This window comes from Methanomassiliicoccales archaeon LGM-DZ1, from assembly GCA_030168595.1.
Lineage (GTDB): Archaea > Thermoplasmatota > Thermoplasmata > Methanomassiliicoccales > Methanomethylophilaceae > Methanomethylophilus.
In genome coordinates this window covers 303,155-325,771 of record CP115556.1, presented here as the reverse complement: position 1 = coordinate 325,771, position 22,617 = coordinate 303,155, and the positions used below count along the sequence as shown (strand labels likewise).

The following is a 22,617-nucleotide window of genomic DNA, read 5'->3' as shown; positions in this document are numbered from 1 at the left end:
GAAAGAACCCTTGGCCGATATATTAATCTCTCAATGTTATAATTGAGATAATCAAACCAGAGTTTTCAGTACCCACCCTTCCATCACCGCATCATCAATCGCCCGGTGCCTCATCCCCTCCAATCCCATCGGATCCTCGGGACACAATGCCCTGTAAGCATCGATCGACCTCACCCACTTCTCCGGATAGTAGGATTCCTCCCTCTCCCTTAGCAGCCTCTCCTGAAGAACCTTATCCGGGATCATATCGTCCTCCGCCAGGGAGTACACCCTCTTCGTCGCCAGCTCCATGATGTCATAGGGAACGGAACACAGCTCCTTCAGGTTCCACGGTTCATGGTACAGGAACTTTCCGAAATCGAACGGAACGTTATACGATGTTACCTCTCTCCCGGAGACGATCTCCCTCACCTCCGCGGCAACCCTCTCCACATCCTTGGAAGCATTCAGGGTATCCTCCATCCTCAGGTCGGAATTTCTGTAGATCCAGATTCCTTCCGAACCGTCCAGGTTCACGTACTTCCTGTCAAATTCGACAATATCCTCGTACCTGATAATCTCCGAATACACCGGTCTGACGGAACCTTCCTTCAGCTCCGCTATCCCTATCTCCAGCACCCTGTCCTTCGGATAACCGGAAAGACCCGTAGTCTCGGTATCGATGATTAGGACCATGGGAGATCAGAATCTCCCGCGATGGATCTTCGACCTGTCGAAGTCCTCGGGAGTATAGGGCTTCTTGGATTCTCCCTTCTCCCCCAGGGCCACCAGGTTCAGCACCGTGTAACCCTCTGGAACACCTAGGAGCGAACGTATCTCCTCATCAGAAGTCCCTCTTCTCCCGGTACGGTTCCTGATGTGGACCCAGCACGCACCGAGTCCCTTCTCTTCCGCGGCCAGGAGGATATAGGTGGAAGCGATGGAAGCATCCTCTATCCAGAACTCGGACATCCTCTTGTCGTGTGTGTCGGCCATGACAACTATGACGGCATCCGCACCGACGATCTGGGAACCGCCGAGGCTCTTGCAGTCCCCCGTCTTCCTTATGGTCTCCCTATCCCTTACGACAACGAACTCCACGGGACGGTGTCCGAAGGACGACGGTGCCGTGAGGGCGAAATCCAATATGTAGTCCAGGACATCGTCCGGGATCGGGGTGGGCCCATATCTCCTCACGGACCTCCTTCTCAATCCCATCTCCATCAGATTCATTCAAAACCTTCCCAAGGCCTTCTGGTAAAGGAATCCCAAATACAGAGCATCCTCAAGGTTCAGAACATCCCCGTCAGGCATCCAATCCGGATTCAGCTCTTTGAACGCGGCTATGAACTTCTGCTTCTCCGCATCATCCACGGTCATCCAGAACCTTATGTCCGACACTTCCTTCTTTCCGTAATCGGAATAGTACACCTCGGCTGAGCTCCCGTCCTCTTTCTCATAGTACTCCACCATCTCGTAGTACTCGTCATCATCGGGATCTATCTCGTCCTCTTCGAGTTCCTCGGCTTCCGCGTATGTTTCCTTCCCTTCGAACTTCCATTCGTTCTTCAGGATCAGCATCGCCGTCTTGAAATCCTCGGGGGCGATCCAAATAATCTCGCTCAGCTTCTCGGTTCCTTCCATTCGGTTACATAATACGGTAACTGTCTTTTAGTATCTCCGCCGGGGGAACCGGCGGAGATAGGGTCATTCGCCGCAGAACACCGCGACGACCTCGTCCGGGGTTATCCTCCGTATGGCCGATTTCCTCCACTCCGATGATATGCACACCGTAGCGAACCTCTCGCCTCCCGATTCTATGACGAACATGTCGCCGGGCATGAGGAACTGGGTCAGAGAGACGAACTGTCCCTGCCGCAGCATCTCTTTCTCGTAAGCGGTGAGCTTCGGAATCGGAATCCTCCTGCAAGGTAACGGAACGGTCATTGTTCCGCCCCCCGGTATGCCGTCACCAGGAGATGGTACAGCGTCATGGACATCATCGCCACGACCATATCCAGCACGATCGCCGACTTCTCCAGGCACCTCACTGCGAAGATATGAAGCTCCTCCGCCGTGAACTCCCTGGAGTACTTCCCGGGATCGTCGTGCAGTCTGTATCCGTCCCCTTTCCTCTCGAAGATGCTGTGCGATACCGCGTTCCTTACCGCCCTCACATCCGACCTGAATCCGTTGGATATGACCGTCCTGTCGGCGGCAAGCATCTTCTCCAGCAGATTGTACACTCTTCCGGCGTTACCGTCGAAGATACCCAGATACGCCGAGAGGAAATCGGAAACCTTCCGGTACACGGTCTCGAACACGTGGTTGAATATCGACGCTATGTTCCTGAATTCCCGATCGGGATCCTCGTCCTTCTCCCCGTTGATGAACGAATCCAGTTCGTCCTTCGCTTCGGCGTAGTTGGAAAGGATCGTCTCCAGCATACCCGCCATCCTGGTGGAATCCACGCTCCTCACCAGCAGTACAGGGTCCGTCTTGGAATCCTCGAACACGGAAAGATACTCCTCCATCGCCCTTACCGATCTCACCACCGAAGTCTCGAAAGGGGAACCCAGTTCCCTGCACGAGCGTGCGCGGGTGACGAACATCGGATTCACCTTCTTGCGGTAGCCTGCGGGCAGTCTCTTCCCGTCCTCCATCGGTTCCGCTATCGACTGGATTCTGGATTCGTTCAGGAACGGCCTGTAGGCTTCCAGGGAATCGCGTGCGATTGCAGTGACCGTTTCCAGGAGTCTCTTCCTGGTCTCGGCATAGCCGAGACCCGAAAGGTTCCCGACATTCCCGACGGCATCGGCGAGTTTGCTCATGCGCATACCCGCATCCATCAGGCATCCCTCCTGACCGAGAACGAGGTCTGCCTGAAGTCCGTCTCCGACACCTCCGATACGAGGAGGCCCCTGTTCTCCAGGTCCACCAGCACCGAGGCGGCGGCTGAAGCGTTCCTGAACCTCTCTTCTCTGACAAGATCGGACGGAAGGACGTTGCCCTTGGAGTTGACACGCAGCAGGACCTTCAGTTCAGTCTCCGAAAGATCGGAAGGGGGCTCGAATCCCAGTTCTTCTTTCGGGGTAGGCGGTTCCTTCGGTACCTCGATCACCTGAGGTTCCGGTTCGGATGCTTCAGGCTCCGTATCCGGGACCTCGCCTGTCAGGGAACCTTTATCCAGATAACCCAGCAGTCTTTCCGCCAGTTCGGGGTATGCGGTAATCACCTGCAGCGATGATTTGACGGTTTCGGGATACGAAGAGAATATGTTCAGCGTCTCCAGGACATCCTGCGGCATCTCCGTCAGTAGCTTCAGTTCCGACGGTCTCCTCGCTTCCAAAGAAAGGATCTCCGAGTACTCCTTCGGATAGTCCTTCAGCGACGGCAGCAGATTCCTCACCGCGTCCGGCAGCCTGAACATCTCGTAGTCCTCCCTCACCCTCAGGACTACATCCGAGTATTCGGGGAAGAGGGAAAGATCGTCCATCAGTCTCAGGTAGGCTTCGTCCTTATCTTTCGGCAGAGGCCTCTGCGATCTTCCGTACCCGAAGAAGGAGTTCAGTATCTCCGTCAGCAGCGCGTTCGACGTCGGGTAGGATTTCTCCTCCCTGTACAATCTGAACCTCTCCGCAAGGGCCGTGGGGAACTTTCCCGATATGACTGTAGGAGAACCCATGCATTCCGCACAGGCACCGTTCTTCGTCTCGCAGATTTTCCCGCAGTACAGGCAGGCACCCGTCGGTAAGGTTCCCGAACCGACGGAAACGGTTCCCTTTCCGTCATTCATCGGAATCACCCTTTCCGTCGGGGTTTTCATCGGGAATCGGAAGCATTCCCGATACCTTTCCGTCACGTACCCTTTCCGTCAGCTCCCTGTACCTCGTAAGACGTTCCGGGATCTCGTACCGGTGCTTCTCTTTGGTCCTGCCCCTGAGGTAGTCCTTGAGGGTGGTGACCTTGATTCCCCACTCCCTCGCACACTGCGGCACGGAATAGCCGGAAGCCGCCATGAACCAAAGCTCGGTCTCGGTCTTGATCGTCGTGGGCTTACGCTGAACGATGATCTTCTTCCTGTCGTCGAACACCTCGTAGGGTTCCAGCCTGACAAGGCCTTTCGGAAGATTGGGGAGATCTTCCTTTATGGCGAAGGCCGCGGGCCTCGCCACGTGGAACCCCTCGTCCATCTTCCTCTGAAGGGAATCCGATGTTTTCTTGTGGGTGAGCTTCACCTCGCGTTTGTTCAGTTTGCCGAGGATGGCCGTGGTCATGTCGCCCATAAAGTCGTCCGACGTGGCCCCCATGTCCGCGAAGACCAGGATGGTTTTGGGAATCATCTCCTTGAGAGCATCCAATTCATCGTTCCTGGAGAACCTGGAGGAATCGTAAGCAACCGCGAGGTTGATCTTCTCCACGTTGCAGAACAGGACCATCTGCGACAGAATCGGTCTCATCAGAGTGGTACCGGTGTGGTCCCCCTCGTTGAATACCTTGGCGACCTCCACGCCCTTCGATTCGCACCATCTCCTGCATGATGCTATCTGAACGTCCAGCGATTGACCCATTGTCTGTTCATCCGTCGATACGCGGGCATAGATGACCGCTTTCTTCCCACGGAAGTCGATCTCGGTCATTCCTCCCCACCTCTGTAGTCGGGGCAGGTCTCCGAACAGGAACAGGAACGTATCCCGCCCTTGGCCGTGCAGAGCATCACGGGAGGTGCGCATCCTTCGGGGATGCGGAACTCTTTGCCGTCGGTCCTGACGAATATGGGGTAATCGACTTCCTCAACCATGCAGTAGCCGCAGGTCCCGCAGGCACCAAGCTCGACGGAGTATGTGGCAAGGCCTTCGTACGGATCCGTCATTCCCTCGCCTCCAGGAATTCCCCGATCATGGAGAACAGCTTCTTCTGACAGTCCTTGCAGAGGTAGAACAGGTGCTTGCTCTCGGTCTCGGGATCGATGGTGTCGTTCCAATACTTCCCGTCCTTCCCGCAGCGGCGGCAGTTCATTGGTATCCCTCCAGCTTCCTTCCGGGAACATCTGCCGGGGAATACACCGACCTGGTCTGCTGAGACAGGATCAGTGCGGTCAGTTCCGAATCCGCCTTGACGAGGTTCGCTATGTTCTCGGAGTTCCTGAGTATCGCGTCTGAGGTCCTGTCCTGTACCTCGATGATGCGGTCCACCAGCACCAGGAGGGAGTCTATGCGCCTGTGCGCGTCCGAACAGGACGTCTTCGCTTCCGATGCATCCGCCTTGGCTTCCAGGATGTACCTGTCGAAGTTGTTCACGATGTCTGCTCTCTTAAGGTCCCTGTCCTCGTTTATCACCAGCTCCGCCTCGGGATGCCCTTTGGAACCGTCGGCATAGAACCCGGTATCGGAATGTCCGTTTGGAAGAATCGTAACCAAGGGAGAATCGGGGAATGCGAGCTCTATCTTCGAATTGCTGTCGAACTTGGGGTCCGTAAGCATCCAACCGTATCTGGCGAGGATCGAAGAGACCTTCATGGCCCTCCTGCGGAATACGTCGACCAATTGGTCCCTGGTCTGGAACTTGGCGGGGTCGATGAAGATCCTCGCGGGCCACAGGGTAAAGGTGAGGTTTCCCGTGTTTGTTCCCTTGCGGAAGTTGAAGGTGATGATCTGCCCGTCGATGTCGATCTCTCCTCCGTGATTCACCGCACCGGGCGTTCCGTGTTCGGGTTTCCATCTCCCCACGTCGAGGTTGCCTATGCGGATATCATCAAGCGTTCCCTCTTTGACAACGTTCAGGCTCATGCTCCCGTTGAGGTGCAGTGCTCCGTACCCATCGGGGCACTCCTTCGCTACCACCACGCCGTCCAACGGATAAGGCGCGGGGTAGAGGGGGGTGTCGCCGGTAGCAACGACGGTACTTTTGGCACCGTTTTTTGCACAGCCCTTTTTCTTTTCCTTATAACACATAACCCCCGGCTCATACGTTGCCGGAGAGACATCACCAGGCAGTTTGCGGAGGTACTGCATCTTCACCAGTTTGGAGACGATGTTGTACAGCGATCTCCTGGAAATCGAGAACTTCCTGTTCTCTTCCAGCCAGATACCTGCCATGGGGACGTTCGATACGCCGTTCTTGGCGGTGAAAGCCTCCAGGACCTTGCGGTCCTTCTCGGTCAGTCTCAGCGACATCGGCAGGACCTCCGAAGAGGGACGGAGATGGCAAAGTGCAGTGTTTGGCAGCCCCCGTTACCGGGGGTTACCGAATCTTGCACATCCTCACGCGCGCGGCTTTGAATTAAGGGTGCGGTAACCCCCTCGATGCTGTGCAATATCTGTGCATCCTTTCCTGTGAGGACGATGCCGCAGATCTCGTCTCCGAGTTCCACGGACCAGGTATATCCGTGCATCCTCACGAGGTCCACCGCACCGATGTTCAGGTACAGGCGTCCGACGAGTTTTTCGGCACTATCGGAATAGAATGATTCGATGTTCGGATCGTAACTTCTGAACCAGAAATCGCCATCGCCCGAAGGAGGGATCTGAACTGGATTCTCGTAGCCTCCCGTCATGGCTATGCGTTCGATAATCAGTGCATCGGGATCGTCCCGTAAGCGGTCGCATCCCTTCCGTTGTGTGTTTTGATGTCCCAAGTTGTTACCAACCTGAGCCTAGCCAGATCATTCGGTTCATCGGATTTGGTGCGTTTTCGGCAAAAAGATGCGGTTTTCGGATTACACGACATCTACATCGATGCCCCCTGCGATAGGAACAGGATCCACGTCACCATGCGCGGGATAGGGGACGGGAACTCCCATGTGCGCTGCCGCACCAACCTCATCGTCGACCGCAGGGAGGTGGACAACCTCATCAACGTGCTCAAGAGGGAATCGGGGCTCCCGTTCTGCGAATCGTCGCCGGTGCTGGAGACGGATATGAAAGCGCAGGAGGCGAGGGCCACGGTGGTGGGGTACCCCATGAGCCCCAACGGCGATGCCGTGGCCATAAGGAAGCATTCCTCCGACCCGTGGACTCTCACCCGCCTGATCTCCAACGGCACCATGGACGCCGCCACCGCCGGGCTTCTGTCGTTCCTCATACAGAATCGTGCGACCTTCATGATCTGCGGCGCGAGGGGGGCCGGGAAGAGCTCCCTGCTCTCGGCCCTGATGTTCGAGTTCCCATTGTCCCAGAGGATCCTCACCATCGAGGACACCATCGAGCTGCCGGGGGAGAAGATGAGGAAGATGGGGTACAAGGTGCAGTCCATGCTGGTGGACGACCGCATGGACGGGGACAGCCTGTCGAGGGCCAACGAGGCCCTCAGGGTCTCCCTGAGGCTCGGCGAGTCCGCCATCGTGCTCGGGGAGGTCAGAGGGGAGGAGGCGAGGACGCTGTATCAGAGCATGAGGACCGGCCGCGCCGGGAGCTCGATCCTGGGGACCATCCACGGCGACAGCGCGAGGACCGTGTACGAGAGGGTGGTCCACGACATGGGGATATCGCCTGAGGCGTTCATGGCCACCGATATACTCGTGACGCTGGGTTCGTTCCGCGACAGGAGGACGGGGGCGCAGTCCAGGAGGGTCAGCGAGGTGGCGGCCACCACCGACAGGCCGGGGGAGTTCGCCGATCTGTCCGGCAACCGCCTGGATTTCTCGGTGCCGGTCATGCGCAGAGCGCTGGCCTCGTCTGTGGAGACAGAAGAAGAGGCCAGGAACGAGATCAAGGCGAGGTCCATGCTCCGCGGGTACCTGGCGTCCATGGGCGGGCGCTGGGGGGAGCAGTTCTTCAGCCCCGAATGGATCAGCGCCGCGAACGACCATCTGTCGAGGATGGCCGGGAGGAACCCCGACGATATCCTCGCATCGTTCCGGAACAAGGTCTTCGCGGAGACCGGGAAGGACATGGGGGACGGGTCATGAACGATGCCGGAGCGGCGTACGCGCCCGAGTTCGGGGAGAATATCAAAAGGAGGATGCGGACGCGGCAGACCGAGGACCGGCCGCCCGTCCGCAGCGAGGACGTCCCGAAGCTCCTGAATGAGGCCCCCGGGGTCGTGGGCATCATGTCGACGTCCATATCGGGCGGCGGGTCCCTCGATTCGGCCGTCCGCGCGGTCGCGGAGGACGGCCCGCAGATCTCCAAGAAGATATTCTGCAGGGTGGCCGACCTCGCCGACACCAGGGTCAGGCCGGACATGCGGGCGTCGCTCATATCGGAGCTCTCCCGGCTCCCGGATTCCGCCTCGCCGTACTCCATGGCGATCCATATGGCGGTCTCGGCGTCCGAGGCCCGCGCCGAGGATGAGAGGGAGCGTTCGCTCCGCGATGCCTCCGAGATCGCCCTGACTGGCCTGAAGGAGGCCGGGAAGTCCTTCAGCGCATCCTTGAACGCCCCCTGCATGGCGGTGTTCGCCCTCGGCATCATGGTACCGATGGTCCTCATGTGCATCGTCCCCATGCTGGGTTTCGGGGGCCTGTTCGGCTCTTCGCCCATAGGCATAGAGCAGATCGCCGTCCTGACGCTGGTCGCCGTACCGGCGGCGGTAGCCTGCGTGGTGCTCATGATAAGCCGGCGCAACCCGTTCCTCAAACCGGGGAACGGGGACGCCTGGCTGAGGAACTACGCTCCACTCCTGTCCGTCCCGGTCCTGGTCGCCGTTTGTTTGGGGGAAGGGATGGAAGCGGACATCGCAGGGTGCATCGGGTGCATTGCAGGCGGAGTGGCATCCTTCGCCGCCGTGCTCCCAGCCTACATGAGGGAATCGGCCAGGAAGAAGATCGCCGTCCACCTGGAGGACGCGGTGTTCGACGCCGGCAACCGCCTGCTCTCCGGCGGGACCTTCGAGGACGCCGCCGTCGGTGCTATCGCCTCGAGGGAGGGATGCGCGGGGGTCGCCGAGGCCCTCAGGAGGGAGTTCGCCGTATGCCGCGGCGACGAGGAGGACGCCGTTGCGAGGGCCCTGTCGCCTGTCTCCGAGACCGTCAGCGATGCGTTCCGCGCGATATGCCGCGCGGCATCGAAGGACCTCAGGGACGCCGGGAAGCTGGCGATCTCCATCGGGAGGCAGATGAAGGACCAGAGGTCGGTCAGGAACGGCATCCGCGCCGAGCTCAGGAGCATGACGGACACCATGTCCGCCACCGCCGTGTTCTTCGCGCCGATGGTGCTGGGACTATCGGTCGCCATGCTGGCGCCTGTATCCTCCCTTTCCGGGTCCGACATCTCCGGCACCTCGTCGGTGCTGGTCCTCTACCTCGCGGAGCTCTGCGTGCTGATCTCCGCGCTCAACTCGTTCCTGGAAGGCGACGCCCGGCCGGAGACCGTGGCCCGCCGCATCTCGATGTTCCTGCCGGTGTCGGCGCTGGTCTTCCTGGTGTCGATGAGCATCCAGCTCTGAAAATCGAGAAAAATAAACGGGGGCGGGATGCCCGCCCCCGGAAAGGTTTCACTCGCACTTGGTCCATCCGCAGGACTTGCAGATGTTGCAGCCGCCCTGGAAGGTGAGCTCGTCGCCGCACTTCGGGCAGGGGTTGAGGACCTTCTTCTTCTCCTTGGGGGCCGCCGGAGGCGCCACCAGGGACGAGGTCTTGATCTGGGTCTTCATCTCCTCGTACATGTCGCTCAGGGCCCAGCCGACGGCCATGGGGCAGCAGGAGCCCTTGCTGGTGTCCTTCTTGGTGAAGCTCCTGACGGCGAACGAGGGGCAGGTGCCGCATGACTTGAGCTGGTCCACGATGTCCTCCACCTGGCATCCGCTCCTGGCGGCCAGGGAGATCATCCTCGAGAGCCCGATCATGAAGTTGTTGCATCCGCCGGTGGATCCCTTGTTGAGGTAGACCTCCATGAGGTCGCCGCTCTTGGGGTCGAAGAACGCTGTGCAGTGGAGGCTGCCGCAGCCGGTCATGAGCTTCCTCTTCTTCCCGATGACGTTGTCGTCGACGATCCTGATCACGCCGCGGGTCCTCGGGACGTTCTTCTCGACGGCCTCCTCCTTCTTGGCCTCCTGCTCCTTCTTCTTCGCCTCCTTCTCCTTGGGGGTGAGGATCCCTAGCCTCTTGCATCCGTCGCGGAAGACAGTGACGCCCTTGCATCCGATCTGCCAAGCGTACATGTAGAGGCCGTAGACGTCCTCCTCGGGGAAGTCCTGGGGCAGGTTGACCGTGGAGGAGATGGACGCATCGATGTGCATCTGCCAGGTTCCCTGCTGGTTGAGCCTCTGCTTGTAGTCGAGGTTCTGGGAGGTGACGAACCACGGCGGGAGCTGGGTATCGTCCTTGAGCCCGTGGCTGTCCATGTACTCCTTGACGACCGCCGGGTAGACGGTGTAGCTCACGTCATGGTCGGAGAGCGACGTGGTCCTCCTCTCGAAGTGGGTGGCGAAGATGGGCTCGATCCCGCCGGAGATCCCGAGCATGGTCGAGAGGGTGCCGGTGGGTGCGATGGTGAGCAGCTGGGAGTTGCGGAGCCCGTGCTTCCTGACGAGCTCGCGGGTCTCCTCCGTGGTGTTCTCCTGGAAGTACGGGGAGGCCATGAGCTCGTCGATGTTGCACTTGGGGAACGCTCCGAACTCGGCGGCGAGCTCGGCCGAGGCGGCGATGGCGGTGTCGGCCATGATGAACCCGAGCCTGTGGCAGAAGTCCATGGCCTCTTTGGTCCCGTACACGAGCTCCATCCTGATGAGCATGTCCGCGAGGCCCATGATGCCGAGGCCGATCTGCCTCCAGTTCCTGACGGAATCGCGCTGCTCCTGCAGCGGGTGGAGGGGGAGGCCCTCGTCGAGGACGTCGTTGAGCGCCCTGACGCAGATCCTCACGGTCTTCCTGAAGTCCTCCTCGTCGAACTTCTTGTCATGGACGAACGCCGCGAGGTTTATCGATCCGAGCAGGCAGCTCCCGCCTGCCGGGAGAGGCTCCTCGGCGCAGGGGTTGGTCCCGGCATAAGAATAATCAGGGAATTCGGAGAGGAGGTTCCACGAGCTGATCCTGTCCCAGAACAGGCAGCCGGGCTCGGCGAAGTCCCAGTTGGCGTAGCAGAGCTTCTTGAAAAACGCGTAGGCATCGAGGTTCTTAGTGACGGTGCTGTCCGTCTCGGGCCTGACGAACGTCTGCACGAAGGTCTCGCGGTCCCTCACGCACTCCATGAACTTGTCGGTCACGCGGATGGACATATTGGCCTTGGTGACCCTGTCGACATCCATCTTGACCTGCATGAACTCCTCGAGGTCGGGGTGCTCGCAGGAGAGCGTCAGCATCAGGGCCCCGCGCCTCCCGTGCTGGCCGATGAGGCCGGTGACCATGGAGTACAGGTCGGTGAACGATACCGCGCCGGAGGTCTCGGAGGCGGTGTTGTTTATCTTCGCGCCGCGGGGGGCCAGTTTGGAGAGGTCGATCCCCACCCCTCCGCCGTAGCTGAATGTCCTGGCGGCCTTGCTGGCAGTATCGAATATGGATTCAATGGAATCTTCGGGCGGGGAGAGGACGTAGCAGTTGGAGAACGTGACCTTGAGGCCGGTCTTCTGCAGGCCGCGGTTCGCGAGGATCCTTCCGCCGAACAGGAATTTCTTATCGATGATCAGCTGCCTGAGCTCGGCATCGCCCTCGGAGACACGGTCCAGCCACTGGTCGAACGTCTCCCCGTTGTAACAATATTTCTTGTTCCAGATGTCGATCCCGAGATTGTTGTCAGCCCCCAGCCATTGCTCGATTTCCATGGAGTTCCCCTTTCTCTCGGGCTATCGCAGGGGAGATTAAAAAAGCATAGGCGACTACTTTAAAAACCAATGAATTGGACATATTTTCCTGCTATAACGGCCTCCGAACGCGCTTTCGATGTGCCAGGCGGACAAGCGCGCCGAGCGGGCCGGAAGGCCTTCCCGCGCCCCTCGGAGCACGGACCCGCATATGCAGGGATGGATGGGCCATCCGTTTAGCCTGACCTGAATATTTATGTAGAAGAACAATGTTCATCTCATTGTTCTGCGGGCGCAAGTCCGCCTATCGAGTTTTTCGAGGAGCATCTCATGAACGCTAACGCTGATTCTGATAACGTCGTGAAGACAGGAACGACCACCATCGGGCTGAAGATAAAGGACGGCGTGGTGCTCGCCACCGACCAGAGGGCAACAATGGGCAACCTCATCGCGAACAGCCATGTTCAGAAGGTCTACCCCCTGTCCGACAACATCGGCATGACCATCTCCGGCCTCGTCGGGGACGCTCAGCTCATGGTCAGGTTCATGTCCAGCCAGATCTCCCTCTACGAGATGCAGAAAGGGGCGAAGATCTCTGTGCAGACCGCGGCCACCCTCATGGGCTCCGTCATCCGCCAGGGATTCTACCTCGGCCCCATACTGGCCGGAGTCGACCGCACCGGCGGGCACGTCTTCAGCGTCGACGGCGCCGGAGGGGTGATCGAGGACGATTACACCTCTTCCGGTTCCGGCAGCATCACCGCGTACGGCGCCCTCGAGACCCTCTACAAGCCCGACATGACCGAGGCTGAGGCGATAGATGTCGCCATCTCCGGCCTCAACGCCGCCAGGAGGAGGGACAACTACACCGGCGACGGCATGCTCATCCTCGTGTTCGACTCGAAAGGGTACCACTGGATAGACCAGAGCAAGATCAAGAAGAGGTGCGAGGAGCTGGGATTCAGGTATCCCAACTGAGTTCCGCGCATCGCCGGACCTTTCAAACTTCTTCCCCTATTTTTCGTTCACTTATCTTTTCAGGAAGCCAACATCATGAACGCAGACAGGTATTTCGACAGCCTCCGGGAACAGGTAATGGGCCTGATCCCCTCGGACATGGAGGTCGTCTCCGTAGAGTTCGAAGCGGCAGTCGTAGTGATATACGTCAGGAACTACGACAAGTTCGCCGACAACAGGGATGTGACCAAGAACATAGTCAGCGCCCTCAAGAGGAGGGTCGACATCCGCCCCGACCCCTCCACGCTGGGGGACACTGACGAGACGGAGAAGGCCGTCAGGAAGCTCATCCCGAAGAGCGCCGGCCTCACCGACATCAACTTCATCGAGGAGACCGGGGTCTGCTACGTCGAGGCCATCAACCCGGCGGCCGTTACCCACACCGACGTCCTCGACAACATGAAGAAGGAGACGGGCTGGAACGTCAAGGTCATGCGCTCCCCTCCGATACCCTCCAAGACGATCTCTGACGTGAGAGGATATCTCCGCTACAGCAAGGACGAGAGGCAGAGCATGCTCAAGAAGGTCGCGAGGAACCTCCTCCGCCCGGTGGTGGAAGGCGAGCAGTGGGTCCGCGTCACCGCTCTCGGAGGCTACAGGCAGGTCGGGAGGTCGGCTTCCCTCCTCACCACCAGGAACTCCAAGATCCTCATCGACTGCGGCCTCGACCCCGGGTCCGACAACACCCCGTACTTCTCCGTCCCGGAGGCCATGCCCATCACGGACATCGACGCCGTGGTCATCACCCACGCGCACCTCGACCACTGCGGGACCCTGCCTGCGCTCTTCAAGTACGGCTACAAGGGGCCGGTGTACTGCACCGAGCCCACCAGGGACCTCATGGCCCTGCTGCAGCTCGACAACATCAAGCTCGCGTACGGAGAGGCCAAGAAGAACCTCTACAAGGGCGAGGACGTGAGGAACGAGATCCTCCACACCATCACCCTGAAGTACGGCGAGACCACCGATATCGCCCCTGATGTCAAGCTCACCTTCCAGAACGCCGGGCACATCCTGGGCTCGGCCATCGCCCACTTCCACATCGGCGACGGCCTGCACAACATCGCCTTCACCGGCGATACCAAGTTCGAGAAGACCTGGCTCTTCAACCCGGCGAACACCAAGTTCCCCCGGCTCGAGTCCATGGTCCTCGAGTCAACCTACGGAGGGAAGAAGGACTTCCAGCCCTCCAGGAAAGATGCGTCCGACGAGCTCGGAGAGTTCATCCAGGAAGGATGCAGCAAAGGCGGGAAGATCCTCATCCCCGTCTTCGCCGTCGGGCGTTCACAGGAGGTCATGCTCGTCATAGAGGAGCTTGAAAGGGAAGGCAGGATCCCGCAGCTGCCGGTCTATCTCGACGGTATGATATGGGAGGCCACCGCCATCCATACTGCCTACCCGGAGTACCTGAACAGCGCCCTGAAGGAGAAGATCTTCAACAAGAACGAGAACCCCTTCCTGTCGCCGATATTCCACAGGGTCGAGACCGCGGCCATGAGAGAGGAGATATGCCACTCCCCCGACCCGTGCATCGTCCTCGCGACAGGCGGTATGATGTCCGGAGGGCCGGTCCTGGAGTACTTCAGGGAATGGGCGGACGATGAGCGCAACTGGCTCCTGTTCGTCGGGTACCAGAGCGAGAACAGCCTCGGAAGGACGATCCAGCGCGGGAGGGCGGACATCACCCTGCCCTTCAAGGGCAAGCCGGTGACCGTCCAGATCAAGATGAACCGCGAGACCGTCGACGGCTTCTCGGGGCACTCGGACCGCAACCAGCTCATGGACTACATCAAGAAGCTCGAGCCGAGGCCGAAGAAGATCATCATCGTCCACGGAGAGGACCGCAAGTGCGTCGATCTGGCATCTTCGATATCCCAGAAGTTCAGGATCTCGACGGTCGCTCCCCAGAACCTCGAGACGGTGAGGCTGAGATGAAGTCCGTCGTCGCCATGACGGGCGCCTCGGGCGCCATCTACGGCATAAGGCTCCTGCAGGAGCTCCCGGGCGAGAAGATCCTGGTAATGTCGGACACCGCCAAGAAGATAATCCCCGCTGAGACCGGGCATTCCGTCGAGGAGGTGGAGAAGATGGCCGATGAGGTCTATTCCCAGGACGACCTCATGGCACCAATCGCGTCCGGCACGTTCGATTACGACATAATGTTCGTCGTTCCCTGCACCGAGTCCTCGGTGGCGAAGTTCGCGGCCGGGATGGGCGACGACCTGATCTCCAGGGCCTTCATGTGCGCTCTCAAGGAAGGGAGGAAGACCGTCCTCGTTCCCAGGGAGACCCCCAAGAGCGCCATAATGCTGGAGAATGAGCTGAAGCTTGCCAGGCTGGGCGTCGTGATCCTCGACGCCAACCCTGCGTTCTACCCCAACCCCAAGACGGTGTCCGACATGGTCGATTTCATTGTCGGCAGATGCCTGATGCAGGCCGGCATAGACCAGGACCTCTTCGAGAGATGGGGCTCTTCCGACTGAAGCCCGCACTGCTTCAGGGCGGGCCGCCGGAGGGATGGCGCTGTCATCCCGTCCGGCCAGTTACGGTAAATGCGGAGAGAGGGCTTCGGCAGACGTCCGCGCCCCGCAGATGCACTGCAGCGGCCGCGTACGGGCAGAACTGCTGTCGTATACGAATCGGTCTCTCCGGACCCATCATTCCGAATGTGCCAGATGTTCGGAAGAGGCAGCCGGGGCATCTTCGGCAGGCAGGAGGACCGCCGGACGAGAGACCTCGCATGAGATACGCGGAAACCCCGTCTCGGATCAAAAGGAAAAGCGGGGCGGAAAGCCCCGCAGAGGTTTCACTTGAGGTATATCGCAGGCCTTCCGGGGACCGCTACACGCGCCTTCCCGGACGGGTCGTACTTGTTCTCCTCGTCGGCTCCGAACACCTCGGTCTCCATCCCGGTCTCGGCCGCGATGAAGCCGACGGCGGATTTCAGAAGGGATTCCTCGTCGAGCCCGGCGAGGGCCTTCCTGTCCTCGGGGTTCGAGCGCATCAGGTCCATGGCGGTCTTCTTGGCGAATTCGGAGACGGATTTGCCCATCTTCCTCAGGTTCTCGTCCGCCATGCACTTCTTGGTGAGGGCGGGGATGGTGAGCTCTTTGTTCTCGGCCATGGAGATGGCGTCCTTGAGCACCGATACCTTCCAGGCCGGGGTCGTGTAAACGTATGCCTTCTTCACCTCGGTCTTGGCCATCTTCCTGATCTCGTTGATGTCGGAGATGACCTCCTGGATGAGGCCCTCGCCGTATTCCGCGGATGCATCCCTCATGGAGGAATCCGCTTCGGGGAGCTGGGCCTCCGAGGCGAGTCCCTCGAAGCCGGCCTCAGACCACAGCTCCTCGGCCACATGCGGGGTCACCGGCATCATGGCGTTGATCCAGATGCGGAGCGCCTTCCTCACGGTGTCCTTGTTCCTGCCGCTGCGGCGGGCGTACCAGCGCATGTCGTTCGCCATGTCGTAATACACGACAGTGGTCATCGCCCTGAGGTCGTACCTGTCCATGGCCTCCCTGATCTCGGCAAGGTGGGTGTTGAACCTGGAGATGAGCCAGGCGTCGATGTCGCCCGAGGGGACGTCGGCCTCCTGCCCGATGAGGTCCTCCACGGAGCTCATGATGCTCTCCAGCCTCTGCCTGTAGGTGAAGACGATATCCTCGTCCCACTCGACATCGGAGTCCATGGAAGCGACGTTGGCGTAGTACAGCCTCATGGAGTCCGCGCCGTACTTCGCGACGGCTCCGGGGATGGGCTGCGCGCCGCCCTTGGACTTGGAGATCTTGTCCTTGTTCTTCCCGGTGACGTACCAGTTGACCAGGATCCCGCGCGGCTGCATCTTGTCCGGCAGCACGGCGCGGTGGTTCAGCAGGAACACCGGGAAGTGGACGGTCATGTGCTCTTTCCCGCCCAGGTTGATGTCCAGGGGGTACCAGTACTGCACGTCCTTCCTGATCTTATCGAGGAGACCGGCGCTTATCCCGGTAGACGCGGACACCGCGGCAGCATCTCCCTTCTCGAGGATGACGTAGTCGAAGAACTCGGGCTTCATCTGCTCGGGGGTTATCTGCTTGGAGTTGGCGTACAGGGAAATCGTGTAATATACGGGGTACAGGGTGGAATCGGAGATGGGCTCGATGGTCCATTTCTTATCATAGAGGAACTTGGTGCCCAGCCAGTTGCCGAGCCTGACGCATGCCCTCTCGCGGTACCAGTCGAGGACGTTCTGAACGTTCTCATAGTACATCTTGGGGAAGATGGTCATCTTCTTGGCGTTCTCCTTGGTCGCCTCGGTGAGCTTCCTGTCCGCATAGTTGATGAACCACTGGTCGTCGATCCTCTTGATGTGGACCCTGCGCCCGCACCTGCAGACCACTTCCATGGTGAGGTCGCGGAAGATCTCCGCCTCGCCGGAATCGAGCATCCTCTGCTGGCAGATGTCCTTGGCCTTCTCCACACGGACGCCGGCCAGGTCCCCGGCGGCCTCCCTCATGACGCCCATGTGGTAGCCGTCCTTGTACACCTGCTTCTTGGCCTCGTCCAGCAGCTGCCTCTTCTTCTCGGGGTCGGAGACCTTCGGAATGCCGAGCTTCTCGATGATGTCCTCGGCAGGGAAGTCCCCGTATCCCTTGATGGAGATGATGGAGATGGGATTCACGGAGTCGATGACATCCCTGGGGATGCCGTAGACCTTCTCCAGGTCGGGGTTCGCCTTGGCCTCCGCGAGGGAGTTCCAATCGTCGGGGGCGTCGGACGGGCAGGAGGTGACCAGCCCGGTGCCGACGTCGGGGTTGACGAACCCTGCCGGGAAGACCGGGATGACCCTGCCGGTCATCGGGGTGACGCACTTCAGGCCGATGAGGTCCTTCCCGGCGATCTCTCCGACGTGAGAGACGCCGTCGAACTGCAGGCCGAGCTTCTCCTCGCACTCCTTCGATACCACCCATTTCTCTCCGTTCTTGGAGATGACGGAGTACGTGATGTCGGGGCGGGCCCAGAAGCAGACCTGCCCGAAGACCGTCTCCGGGCGGAGGGTGGCCGCCACCAGGAAGAACCCTTTCTCGTCGCAGCGGAACTTCAGGAGGGTGTACTCCTGCGTCTCGGCGAGGCCTCCCTTGGAGATGTCCGTCTCGCTGGGGTCCACGGCGACAGGCCCGTCCTGGGGGCAGAAGGGGGCGTAATACGGCTTCTGTATGAGCAGGCCGGCGTCCTTCAGCTTGGAGAACTGCCACTCGATGAACTTGGAGTAGTCGGGATAGAGGGTGCAGGTGAACCTCCTCCAATCGGAGAGGAAACCGAACCTCCTCCAGTAGTCGTTCTGATAGACGTTGTTGAAGAAATGGACGACGTCCATCGGCTCCTTGATCGAATCGATCTCCTCCTGGGTGGCGCCGTTGCGGAGCAGGTAGTCTATGGTCTTGGGGTCCTTGGACACAATCTTCCTGCAGAGGCTGATCGCTCCGTTCCCCGAAGCATGGGTCCCCACGGGGAAGAGCACATTGTAACCCGTCATCCTCTTGTAGCGGGTTATGGCGTCGGTGTAGGAGTATCCCCTCAGATGGCCGACGTGAAGGTACCCTGTGAGCCCGGGGTACGCGAAGATCATCATGAACTTCGGCTTGCCGTCGATCCTCTCGGACTCGTTGAGCTTTCTCTCGGCCCATTTGGCCTGCCACTTCTTCTCCATTTCGGCGTAATCGCGGCTCATCTGCACACCTTATAATGCCCGCGCGATTGTTTGGTATAATATAAGCATGTCACTCGCAGGCATGACAGCGGATGGGCGATCGAGGGAGCAGTCTGCGTATTACGTGCCCGAATCGAATGCTGTCATCCGGCAGATAGGCTTTATATCAGCCGGTGTATAATGGTACTGTATTCGGAAAACGGTCGCTTTCGGCGCATTTTCTGAAACAGATGCCCTTTCTCTTGAAATACAAGAGATATCTGAGAGATATCGAAGAGATATCTCCGTGTATCACATTATAAATAGTAGGACACCATATAGATTCTCCAAGCAGGAAACTGCCCACGCACGAAGGGATGGGACCTAGAGTGCACTCGCAAAGGCGATGTGAAATGGCTGAGAACGACAAGATGACGCTGATCTCTCTGAGACTCACTGATGAGGACATCAAGATCCTCAACCAGTACATGTCGGAGACCGGCATCGACTCCCGTTCGGAGGCCATCCGCAGCGCCATCAGGAGCGTCGGAGCGGAATCTGAGCAGAGGTCGGGCGAGGATGGGATATACGTCAGACTGAGCCAGGTTCAGCTCTTGACCCTTGACAACATGAAGAAGCAGGGGATAATCTTCGACGAGGAGTCCTTCATCAGGCAGCTCGTCCTGGATCAGATCATCCCCAAGGATGCCAAGGAAAGCTCCGCAGCAGACGCCTTCAGGGCCGCGCAGCAGAAAGCGCAGATGCTCTGAAAGACGGTACAGGCCAGCCAGTCAGAAGGGATGGACAGCCGCCTATCGGCTGAAACGCATTTGCAGAAACGTCTTCGATGGGATGGAACATGTCGGGAATTGCAGGTATGGGGAACGATATCGCGTCAGATATCGCGATCGGGGGCGACCCCCGGATAGCGGTGATCGCTGTCGGAGGCGCAGGATGCCGTATCGCTTCGGCGCTCTACGAAAGGGCATGCCGTGCGGATATCATCGCCATAAACACCGACAGGGAGGCCCTTCAGCAGACCTCCGCCGACCGCCGCATATACATATGCAAGGCAGTGACCCAGGGTCTCGGCACCCGCGGGGACGCCGCGCTCGGCAAGAAGTGCGCCCAAATCCACGAGGACGAGATCATGGCCGCCGTCAGAGGATACGATTACGCTCTGATCGTGGCAGGGATGGGAGGAGGAACAGGGACAGGCGCCGCGCCGGTCATCGCAGAGCTCTGCGACAGGGTCGGGGTCGACGCTTCCGCGATGGCCATCATGCCCTTCTCCTTCGAATCCGACAGGGCCTTCAAGGCCGCCGAGGGTTACAGGAGACTCCACTCCATCTGCAAGACCGTCATCAAGGTCAACAACGAGAACGCCCTCAGCATGGGCTACAGGACCATGGACGAGGCGCTCCGCGCCGTCGATGCCGCTGTTGTGAACTTGATATTCGGTTTCATCGAGGATGCTCCGATAATCTCCTCCGAGCATCTGGCGAGGAAGGCCGCCGCAGGCAGCAGCTCTGCCAAGAGGTCCGGGGATTCCGTTCCGGAGACCGTCGGCAGCCTGTCCGGCAAGACGCTTTCCTGAATCATTCTTAAGAGGCTCTCAGAAGCCGATGTCCTCCTGGCTCCCCGGGTTCGTGCCATATCCCGGGGAGCTTCTTTTCTTCCTGCATCATCACGCTGATGATTCCCGGCCGCCGTTCAGAGGCCGGCCGCTTTCAGCCAATCGGAGATCCTCTTCTCGGCCCCGGCCGTTCCGACGCTGCTGCCGGGGACCTCGAGGCCTTCCCCGATCTCCGCATCGGGGCATGCGGCCTTTATGTCGGATTCGCTCCGGCCCATACCGCTTCCTTCGTTGGTGCACAGCGGGAGGATCCTCATGCCGCCGGTGCTGAAGCCCTCCAGGAACGTGAGGACGGCCATGGGCACGGTGCCCCAGTAGTTCGGGTATGCCAGGACCATCGTCCGGTACCCGGTCTTCTCCGGGAAGCCCTCTATCTCGGGCCTCGCCTTCTTCCTCAGGTCGTCCTTGGCCTGCGCGATGCACTCGTCGTAGACATCCGAATACGGGACCTTCTGGCGGATCTCGAAGATATCCGCCCCGACGGAGGCAGCGATGGACTCCGCCGCTCTTTTGGTGTTGCCGACCTTGATGTAGCGCTTGGATCCGCCGAAGTAGTTCTCCCCGGCGCGGGAATAGTATGCGACCAGAATATCGGACATGATGTAAGATATGTCCGAGGAAGTATAAAAGGAAGTATAAGAAAGCAGGAAGGGCCGGCCGGCGGCCGGTCCCCTTCAGAGGTCGGAGATCGCGTCCTTCATGGACTTGACGTACTCTCCGACCTTCTTCACCATGTCGGGCCCTCCCGCATCGATGATCTTTATGATCGCGCTCCCGACGATGGCGCCGTCGGACAGAGATGCCATCTTCCTGGCCTGTTCGGGGGTGGATATGCCGAACCCGACCGCGCAGGGCACGTTCGTGTTCTTCCTGATGACGTCCACCATGGGGGATATATCGGTGGTGATGCTCTTCCTCACGCCGGTGACCCCGAGCGAGGACACGATGTAGATGAAGCCCTGGGCCTCCTTGGCGATCATGCCGATCCTGTTCTCGGAGGTGGGCGCGATCATCGATATCAGGCTGATGCCGTGCTTCTCGCATGCCGGGAGGAAGTCCTGCTTCTCCTCATACGGAACATCGCACAGGAGGAGCCCGCGGACATCGGCCTCGGCGGCCTTCTCGCAGAACCTGTCGGGGCCGTAGGAGTACACGACGTTGGCATAGGTCATGAAGATCATCGGGACCTTCACGTCCTTCCTGAGCTCCTTGGCGAAGGAGAGGATGTCGTCGGTGGTCACCCCGCCCGCAAGGGCGCGCCTGTCGGCCTCCATGATGACGGGGCCCTCGGCGGTGGGGTCGGAGAAGGGTATCCCGAGCTCGATGAGGTCGGCGCCGTTCCTCACGGCCTCCCTGATGATCTTCCCAGTGGTCTCCAGGTCCGGGTCCCCGCAGGTGATGAACGGGATGAACGCCTTGCCGTGGCCGAACGCCTGGGACAGTTCAATCATGGAGGTCGACCCCCCTGTACCTGGCGATGGCTGCGACATCCTTGTCCCCTCTCCCCGACAGGGTCACGACGATGATCTTGTCCTTGGGCATGGTCGGAGCGACCTTCATGGCATAGGCCACCGCATGGGCGGATTCGATGGCGGGGATGATGCCTTCGGTCCTCGAGAGGTACTCGAAGGCCTGCACGGCCTCCTCGTCGGTTATCGCCACGTACTTCGCCCTGCCGATATCGTGCAGGAACGCATGCTCGGGCCCGATCCCCGGATAGTCCAGCCCGGCGGAGATCGAGTACACAGGCGCAATCTGCCCGTACTTGTTCTGGCAGAAGTACGATTTCATCCCGTGGAAGATGCCGACGCTGCCGGTGTTCATGGTCGCGGCGGTCTCCGGGGTGTCGATGCCCTTCCCGGCCGCTTCCGCGCCCACCAGCTCCACGGACTTGTCGCCGATGAAGTCGTAGAACGTTCCGATGGCGTTGGACCCGCCGCCGACGCAGGCGATGAGCATGTCGGGCAGGCGCCCCTCCTTCGACATCAGCTGCTCCCTGATCTCCTTGCCGATGACGCTCTGGAAATCCCTGACGATCGTCGGGAACGGGTGCGGGCCCATGACGGACCCGAGGCAGTAGTGGGTGTCGTCTATGCGGGTGGTCCATTCCCTCATGGCGGCGGAGACCGCGTCCTTGAGGGTCCCGGTCCCGTCGGCCACTCCGCGGACCTCTGCGCCCAGCAGGCGCATCCTGTAGACGTTGAGGGCCTGCCTCTCCATGTCCTTGACGCCCATGAACACGACGCACTCCATGCCCATCAGGGCCGCTGCGGTGGCGGTGGCCACTCCGTGCTGGCCGGCGCCGGTCTCGGCGATGAGCCTGGTCTTGCCCATCTTCTTCGCGAGGAGGGCCTGTCCCAGCACGTTGTTGATCTTATGCGCGCCGGTGTGGTTGAGGTCCTCCCTTTTGAGGTAGATCTTGGCGCCGCCGAGGTCCTTCGTCATCCTCTCGGCATAATACAGCATGCTGGGCCTGTTGGCGTAGTTCTTGAGCAGGTCCGCGAGCTCCCTCTGGAACTCCGGGTCCTTGCTGTACTTGTTGTAGGCTTCCTCCAGCTCGTTGACCGCGTTCATCAGTGTCTCGGGCATGTACTGCCCGCCGTATTCGCCGAACCTTCCGTTTGGATTTGTCATC

At 59.8% G+C, this 22,617-nt stretch carries 23 protein-coding genes; 7 read left to right on the top strand and 16 right to left on the bottom strand.

Annotated features, from left to right (window positions below):
- Nucleotides 1–51: 51 nt before the first annotated feature.
- The 11 genes from O8W32_01490 to O8W32_01440 all read right to left on the bottom strand — a co-directional run bounded on the left by O8W32_01490 (nt 52) and on the right by O8W32_01440 (nt 6,535).
- The gene (locus O8W32_01490) at nt 52–675 is read right to left on the bottom strand and encodes an exonuclease domain-containing protein (protein ID WII09517.1); all 624 of its coding nucleotides are present in this window, start codon (nt 673–675) and stop codon (nt 52–54) included.
- Nucleotides 676–681: 6 nt separating this feature from the next.
- Entirely contained in the window at nt 682–1,212 is a 531-nt protein-coding gene (locus O8W32_01485; GenBank protein ID WII09516.1) for a nitroreductase family protein, read from the bottom strand.
- On the bottom strand, nt 1,213–1,623 hold the full coding sequence (locus O8W32_01480; GenBank protein ID WII09515.1) for a hypothetical protein: 411 nt from the start codon (nt 1,621–1,623) through the stop codon (nt 1,213–1,215).
- A gap of 63 nt (nt 1,624–1,686) precedes the next feature.
- Nucleotides 1,687–1,926: a hypothetical protein gene (locus O8W32_01475; protein WII09514.1), complete on the bottom strand. Its 240-nt coding sequence runs from the start codon at nt 1,924–1,926 to the stop codon at nt 1,687–1,689.
- Nucleotides 1,923–2,828: a hypothetical protein gene (locus O8W32_01470; protein WII09513.1), complete on the bottom strand. Its 906-nt coding sequence runs from the start codon at nt 2,826–2,828 to the stop codon at nt 1,923–1,925. Before O8W32_01470 ends, O8W32_01475 begins: the two co-directional genes overlap by 4 nt.
- Entirely contained in the window at nt 2,828–3,775 is a 948-nt protein-coding gene (locus O8W32_01465; protein ID WII09512.1) for a hypothetical protein, read from the bottom strand. The genes O8W32_01470 and O8W32_01465 overlap by 1 nt, the downstream gene beginning before the upstream one ends.
- On the bottom strand, nt 3,768–4,619 hold the full coding sequence (locus O8W32_01460) for a recombinase family protein (protein ID WII09511.1): 852 nt from the start codon (nt 4,617–4,619) through the stop codon (nt 3,768–3,770). The genes O8W32_01465 and O8W32_01460 overlap by 8 nt, the downstream gene beginning before the upstream one ends.
- On the bottom strand, nt 4,616–4,852 hold the full coding sequence (locus O8W32_01455) for a hypothetical protein (GenBank protein ID WII09510.1): 237 nt from the start codon (nt 4,850–4,852) through the stop codon (nt 4,616–4,618). Before O8W32_01455 ends, O8W32_01460 begins: the two co-directional genes overlap by 4 nt.
- Complete coding sequence (locus tag O8W32_01450) at nt 4,849–4,998, bottom strand: hypothetical protein (GenBank protein ID WII09509.1); 150 nt, start codon at nt 4,996–4,998, stop codon at nt 4,849–4,851. The genes O8W32_01455 and O8W32_01450 overlap by 4 nt, the downstream gene beginning before the upstream one ends.
- On the bottom strand, nt 4,995–6,155 hold the full coding sequence (locus O8W32_01445; protein ID WII09508.1) for a hypothetical protein: 1,161 nt from the start codon (nt 6,153–6,155) through the stop codon (nt 4,995–4,997). The genes O8W32_01450 and O8W32_01445 overlap by 4 nt, the downstream gene beginning before the upstream one ends.
- Nucleotides 6,146–6,535, bottom strand: a complete 390-nt coding sequence (locus O8W32_01440) for a hypothetical protein (GenBank protein WII09507.1) — start codon at nt 6,533–6,535, stop codon at nt 6,146–6,148. The genes O8W32_01445 and O8W32_01440 overlap by 10 nt, the downstream gene beginning before the upstream one ends.
- Nucleotides 6,536–6,751: 216 nt before the next feature.
- Between O8W32_01440 and O8W32_01435 the strand changes: the two genes are divergently transcribed.
- Together O8W32_01435 and O8W32_01430 are read left to right on the top strand one after the other, a co-directional pair.
- On the top strand, nt 6,752–7,888 hold the full coding sequence (locus O8W32_01435; protein WII09506.1) for an ATPase, T2SS/T4P/T4SS family: 1,137 nt from the start codon (nt 6,752–6,754) through the stop codon (nt 7,886–7,888).
- Nucleotides 7,885–9,366 carry a hypothetical protein gene (locus tag O8W32_01430; GenBank protein ID WII09505.1) on the top strand — a complete coding sequence of 494 codons (1,482 nt, stop codon included), beginning with the start codon at nt 7,885–7,887 and terminating at the stop codon, nt 9,364–9,366. The genes O8W32_01435 and O8W32_01430 overlap by 4 nt, the downstream gene beginning before the upstream one ends.
- A gap of 48 nt (nt 9,367–9,414) precedes the next feature.
- Here O8W32_01430 and O8W32_01425 read toward each other — a convergent pair whose 3' ends face one another.
- Entirely contained in the window at nt 9,415–11,679 is a 2,265-nt protein-coding gene (locus O8W32_01425) for an adenosylcobalamin-dependent ribonucleoside-diphosphate reductase (protein WII09504.1), read from the bottom strand.
- Between the two features lie 309 nt (nt 11,680–11,988).
- On the opposite strand from O8W32_01425, the gene O8W32_01420 reads away from it, so the two are divergent.
- The 3 genes from O8W32_01420 to O8W32_01410 all read left to right on the top strand — a co-directional run bounded on the left by O8W32_01420 (nt 11,989) and on the right by O8W32_01410 (nt 15,158).
- Nucleotides 11,989–12,636 carry a proteasome subunit beta gene (locus tag O8W32_01420; protein ID WII09503.1) on the top strand — a complete coding sequence of 216 codons (648 nt, stop codon included), beginning with the start codon at nt 11,989–11,991 and terminating at the stop codon, nt 12,634–12,636.
- Between the two features lie 75 nt (nt 12,637–12,711).
- The gene (locus O8W32_01415) at nt 12,712–14,610 is read left to right on the top strand and encodes a beta-CASP ribonuclease aCPSF1 (GenBank protein ID WII09502.1); all 1,899 of its coding nucleotides are present in this window, start codon (nt 12,712–12,714) and stop codon (nt 14,608–14,610) included.
- Nucleotides 14,607–15,158, top strand: coding sequence for a UbiX family flavin prenyltransferase (locus O8W32_01410; GenBank protein WII09501.1), 552 nt, complete (start codon nt 14,607–14,609; stop codon nt 15,156–15,158). The genes O8W32_01415 and O8W32_01410 overlap by 4 nt, the downstream gene beginning before the upstream one ends.
- 323 nt (nt 15,159–15,481) lie before the next feature.
- Here O8W32_01410 and leuS read toward each other — a convergent pair whose 3' ends face one another.
- Entirely contained in the window at nt 15,482–18,388 is a 2,907-nt protein-coding gene (gene leuS / locus O8W32_01405; protein WII09500.1) for a leucine--tRNA ligase, read from the bottom strand.
- 371 nt (nt 18,389–18,759) lie between these two features.
- On the opposite strand from leuS, the gene O8W32_01400 reads away from it, so the two are divergent.
- Together O8W32_01400 and O8W32_01395 are read left to right on the top strand one after the other, a co-directional pair.
- Nucleotides 18,760–19,116 (top strand): ribbon-helix-helix domain-containing protein, encoded by a 357-nt coding sequence (locus tag O8W32_01400; GenBank protein ID WII09499.1) that lies wholly within the window; start codon nt 18,760–18,762, stop codon nt 19,114–19,116.
- A gap of 107 nt (nt 19,117–19,223) precedes the next feature.
- The gene (locus tag O8W32_01395; protein ID WII09498.1) at nt 19,224–19,943 is read left to right on the top strand and encodes a cell division protein FtsZ; all 720 of its coding nucleotides are present in this window, start codon (nt 19,224–19,226) and stop codon (nt 19,941–19,943) included.
- Between the two features lie 116 nt (nt 19,944–20,059).
- On the opposite strand, the gene O8W32_01390 is transcribed toward O8W32_01395, so the two are convergent.
- The 3 genes from O8W32_01390 to trpB all read right to left on the bottom strand — a co-directional run bounded on the left by O8W32_01390 (nt 20,060) and on the right by trpB (nt 22,616).
- The gene (locus O8W32_01390) at nt 20,060–20,581 is read right to left on the bottom strand and encodes a flavodoxin (GenBank protein ID WII09497.1); all 522 of its coding nucleotides are present in this window, start codon (nt 20,579–20,581) and stop codon (nt 20,060–20,062) included.
- Nucleotides 20,582–20,656: 75 nt separating this feature from the next.
- Entirely contained in the window at nt 20,657–21,433 is a 777-nt protein-coding gene (gene trpA, locus O8W32_01385; GenBank protein WII09496.1) for a tryptophan synthase subunit alpha, read from the bottom strand.
- Nucleotides 21,426–22,616 carry a tryptophan synthase subunit beta gene (gene trpB, locus O8W32_01380; GenBank protein ID WII09495.1) on the bottom strand — a complete coding sequence of 397 codons (1,191 nt, stop codon included), beginning with the start codon at nt 22,614–22,616 and terminating at the stop codon, nt 21,426–21,428. Before trpB ends, trpA begins: the two co-directional genes overlap by 8 nt.
- Nucleotide 22,617 lies beyond the last annotated feature (1 nt).

Excerpts from the sequence above, each read along its gene's own strand:
- O8W32_01410 (WII09501.1), top strand. The coding sequence starts at position 14,607 with ATGAAGTCCGTCGTCGCCATGACGGGCGCCTCGGGCGCCATCTACGGC.
- O8W32_01420 (WII09503.1), top strand. The coding sequence starts at position 11,989 with ATGAACGCTAACGCTGATTCTGATAACGTCGTGAAGACAGGAACGACC.
- O8W32_01480 (WII09515.1), bottom strand. The coding sequence starts at position 1,623 with ATGGAAGGAACCGAGAAGCTGAGCGAGATTATTTGGATCGCCCCCGAG.
- O8W32_01470 (WII09513.1), bottom strand. The coding sequence starts at position 2,828 with ATGGATGCGGGTATGCGCATGAGCAAACTCGCCGATGCCGTCGGGAAT.
- O8W32_01455 (WII09510.1), bottom strand. The coding sequence starts at position 4,852 with ATGACGGATCCGTACGAAGGCCTTGCCACATACTCCGTCGAGCTTGGT.
- leuS (WII09500.1), bottom strand. The coding sequence starts at position 18,388 with ATGAGCCGCGATTACGCCGAAATGGAGAAGAAGTGGCAGGCCAAATGG.
- O8W32_01425 (WII09504.1), bottom strand. The coding sequence starts at position 11,679 with ATGGAAATCGAGCAATGGCTGGGGGCTGACAACAATCTCGGGATCGAC.
- O8W32_01395 (WII09498.1), top strand. The coding sequence starts at position 19,224 with ATGGGGAACGATATCGCGTCAGATATCGCGATCGGGGGCGACCCCCGG.
- O8W32_01460 (WII09511.1), bottom strand. The coding sequence starts at position 4,619 with ATGACCGAGATCGACTTCCGTGGGAAGAAAGCGGTCATCTATGCCCGC.
- trpA (WII09496.1), bottom strand. The coding sequence starts at position 21,433 with ATGATTGAACTGTCCCAGGCGTTCGGCCACGGCAAGGCGTTCATCCCG.
- O8W32_01430 (WII09505.1), top strand. The coding sequence starts at position 7,885 with ATGAACGATGCCGGAGCGGCGTACGCGCCCGAGTTCGGGGAGAATATC.
- O8W32_01465 (WII09512.1), bottom strand. The coding sequence starts at position 3,775 with ATGAATGACGGAAAGGGAACCGTTTCCGTCGGTTCGGGAACCTTACCG.
- O8W32_01435 (WII09506.1), top strand. The coding sequence starts at position 6,752 with ATGCGCGGGATAGGGGACGGGAACTCCCATGTGCGCTGCCGCACCAAC.
- O8W32_01445 (WII09508.1), bottom strand. The coding sequence starts at position 6,155 with ATGTCGCTGAGACTGACCGAGAAGGACCGCAAGGTCCTGGAGGCTTTC.
- O8W32_01485 (WII09516.1), bottom strand. The coding sequence starts at position 1,212 with ATGAATCTGATGGAGATGGGATTGAGAAGGAGGTCCGTGAGGAGATAT.
- O8W32_01475 (WII09514.1), bottom strand. The coding sequence starts at position 1,926 with ATGACCGTTCCGTTACCTTGCAGGAGGATTCCGATTCCGAAGCTCACC.
- O8W32_01450 (WII09509.1), bottom strand. The coding sequence starts at position 4,998 with ATGAACTGCCGCCGCTGCGGGAAGGACGGGAAGTATTGGAACGACACC.
- O8W32_01415 (WII09502.1), top strand. The coding sequence starts at position 12,712 with ATGAACGCAGACAGGTATTTCGACAGCCTCCGGGAACAGGTAATGGGC.
- O8W32_01490 (WII09517.1), bottom strand. The coding sequence starts at position 675 with ATGGTCCTAATCATCGATACCGAGACTACGGGTCTTTCCGGTTATCCG.
- trpB (WII09495.1), bottom strand. The coding sequence starts at position 22,616 with ATGACAAATCCAAACGGAAGGTTCGGCGAATACGGCGGGCAGTACATG.
- O8W32_01390 (WII09497.1), bottom strand. The coding sequence starts at position 20,581 with ATGTCCGATATTCTGGTCGCATACTATTCCCGCGCCGGGGAGAACTAC.
- O8W32_01400 (WII09499.1), top strand. The coding sequence starts at position 18,760 with ATGGCTGAGAACGACAAGATGACGCTGATCTCTCTGAGACTCACTGAT.
- O8W32_01440 (WII09507.1), bottom strand. The coding sequence starts at position 6,535 with ATGACGGGAGGCTACGAGAATCCAGTTCAGATCCCTCCTTCGGGCGAT.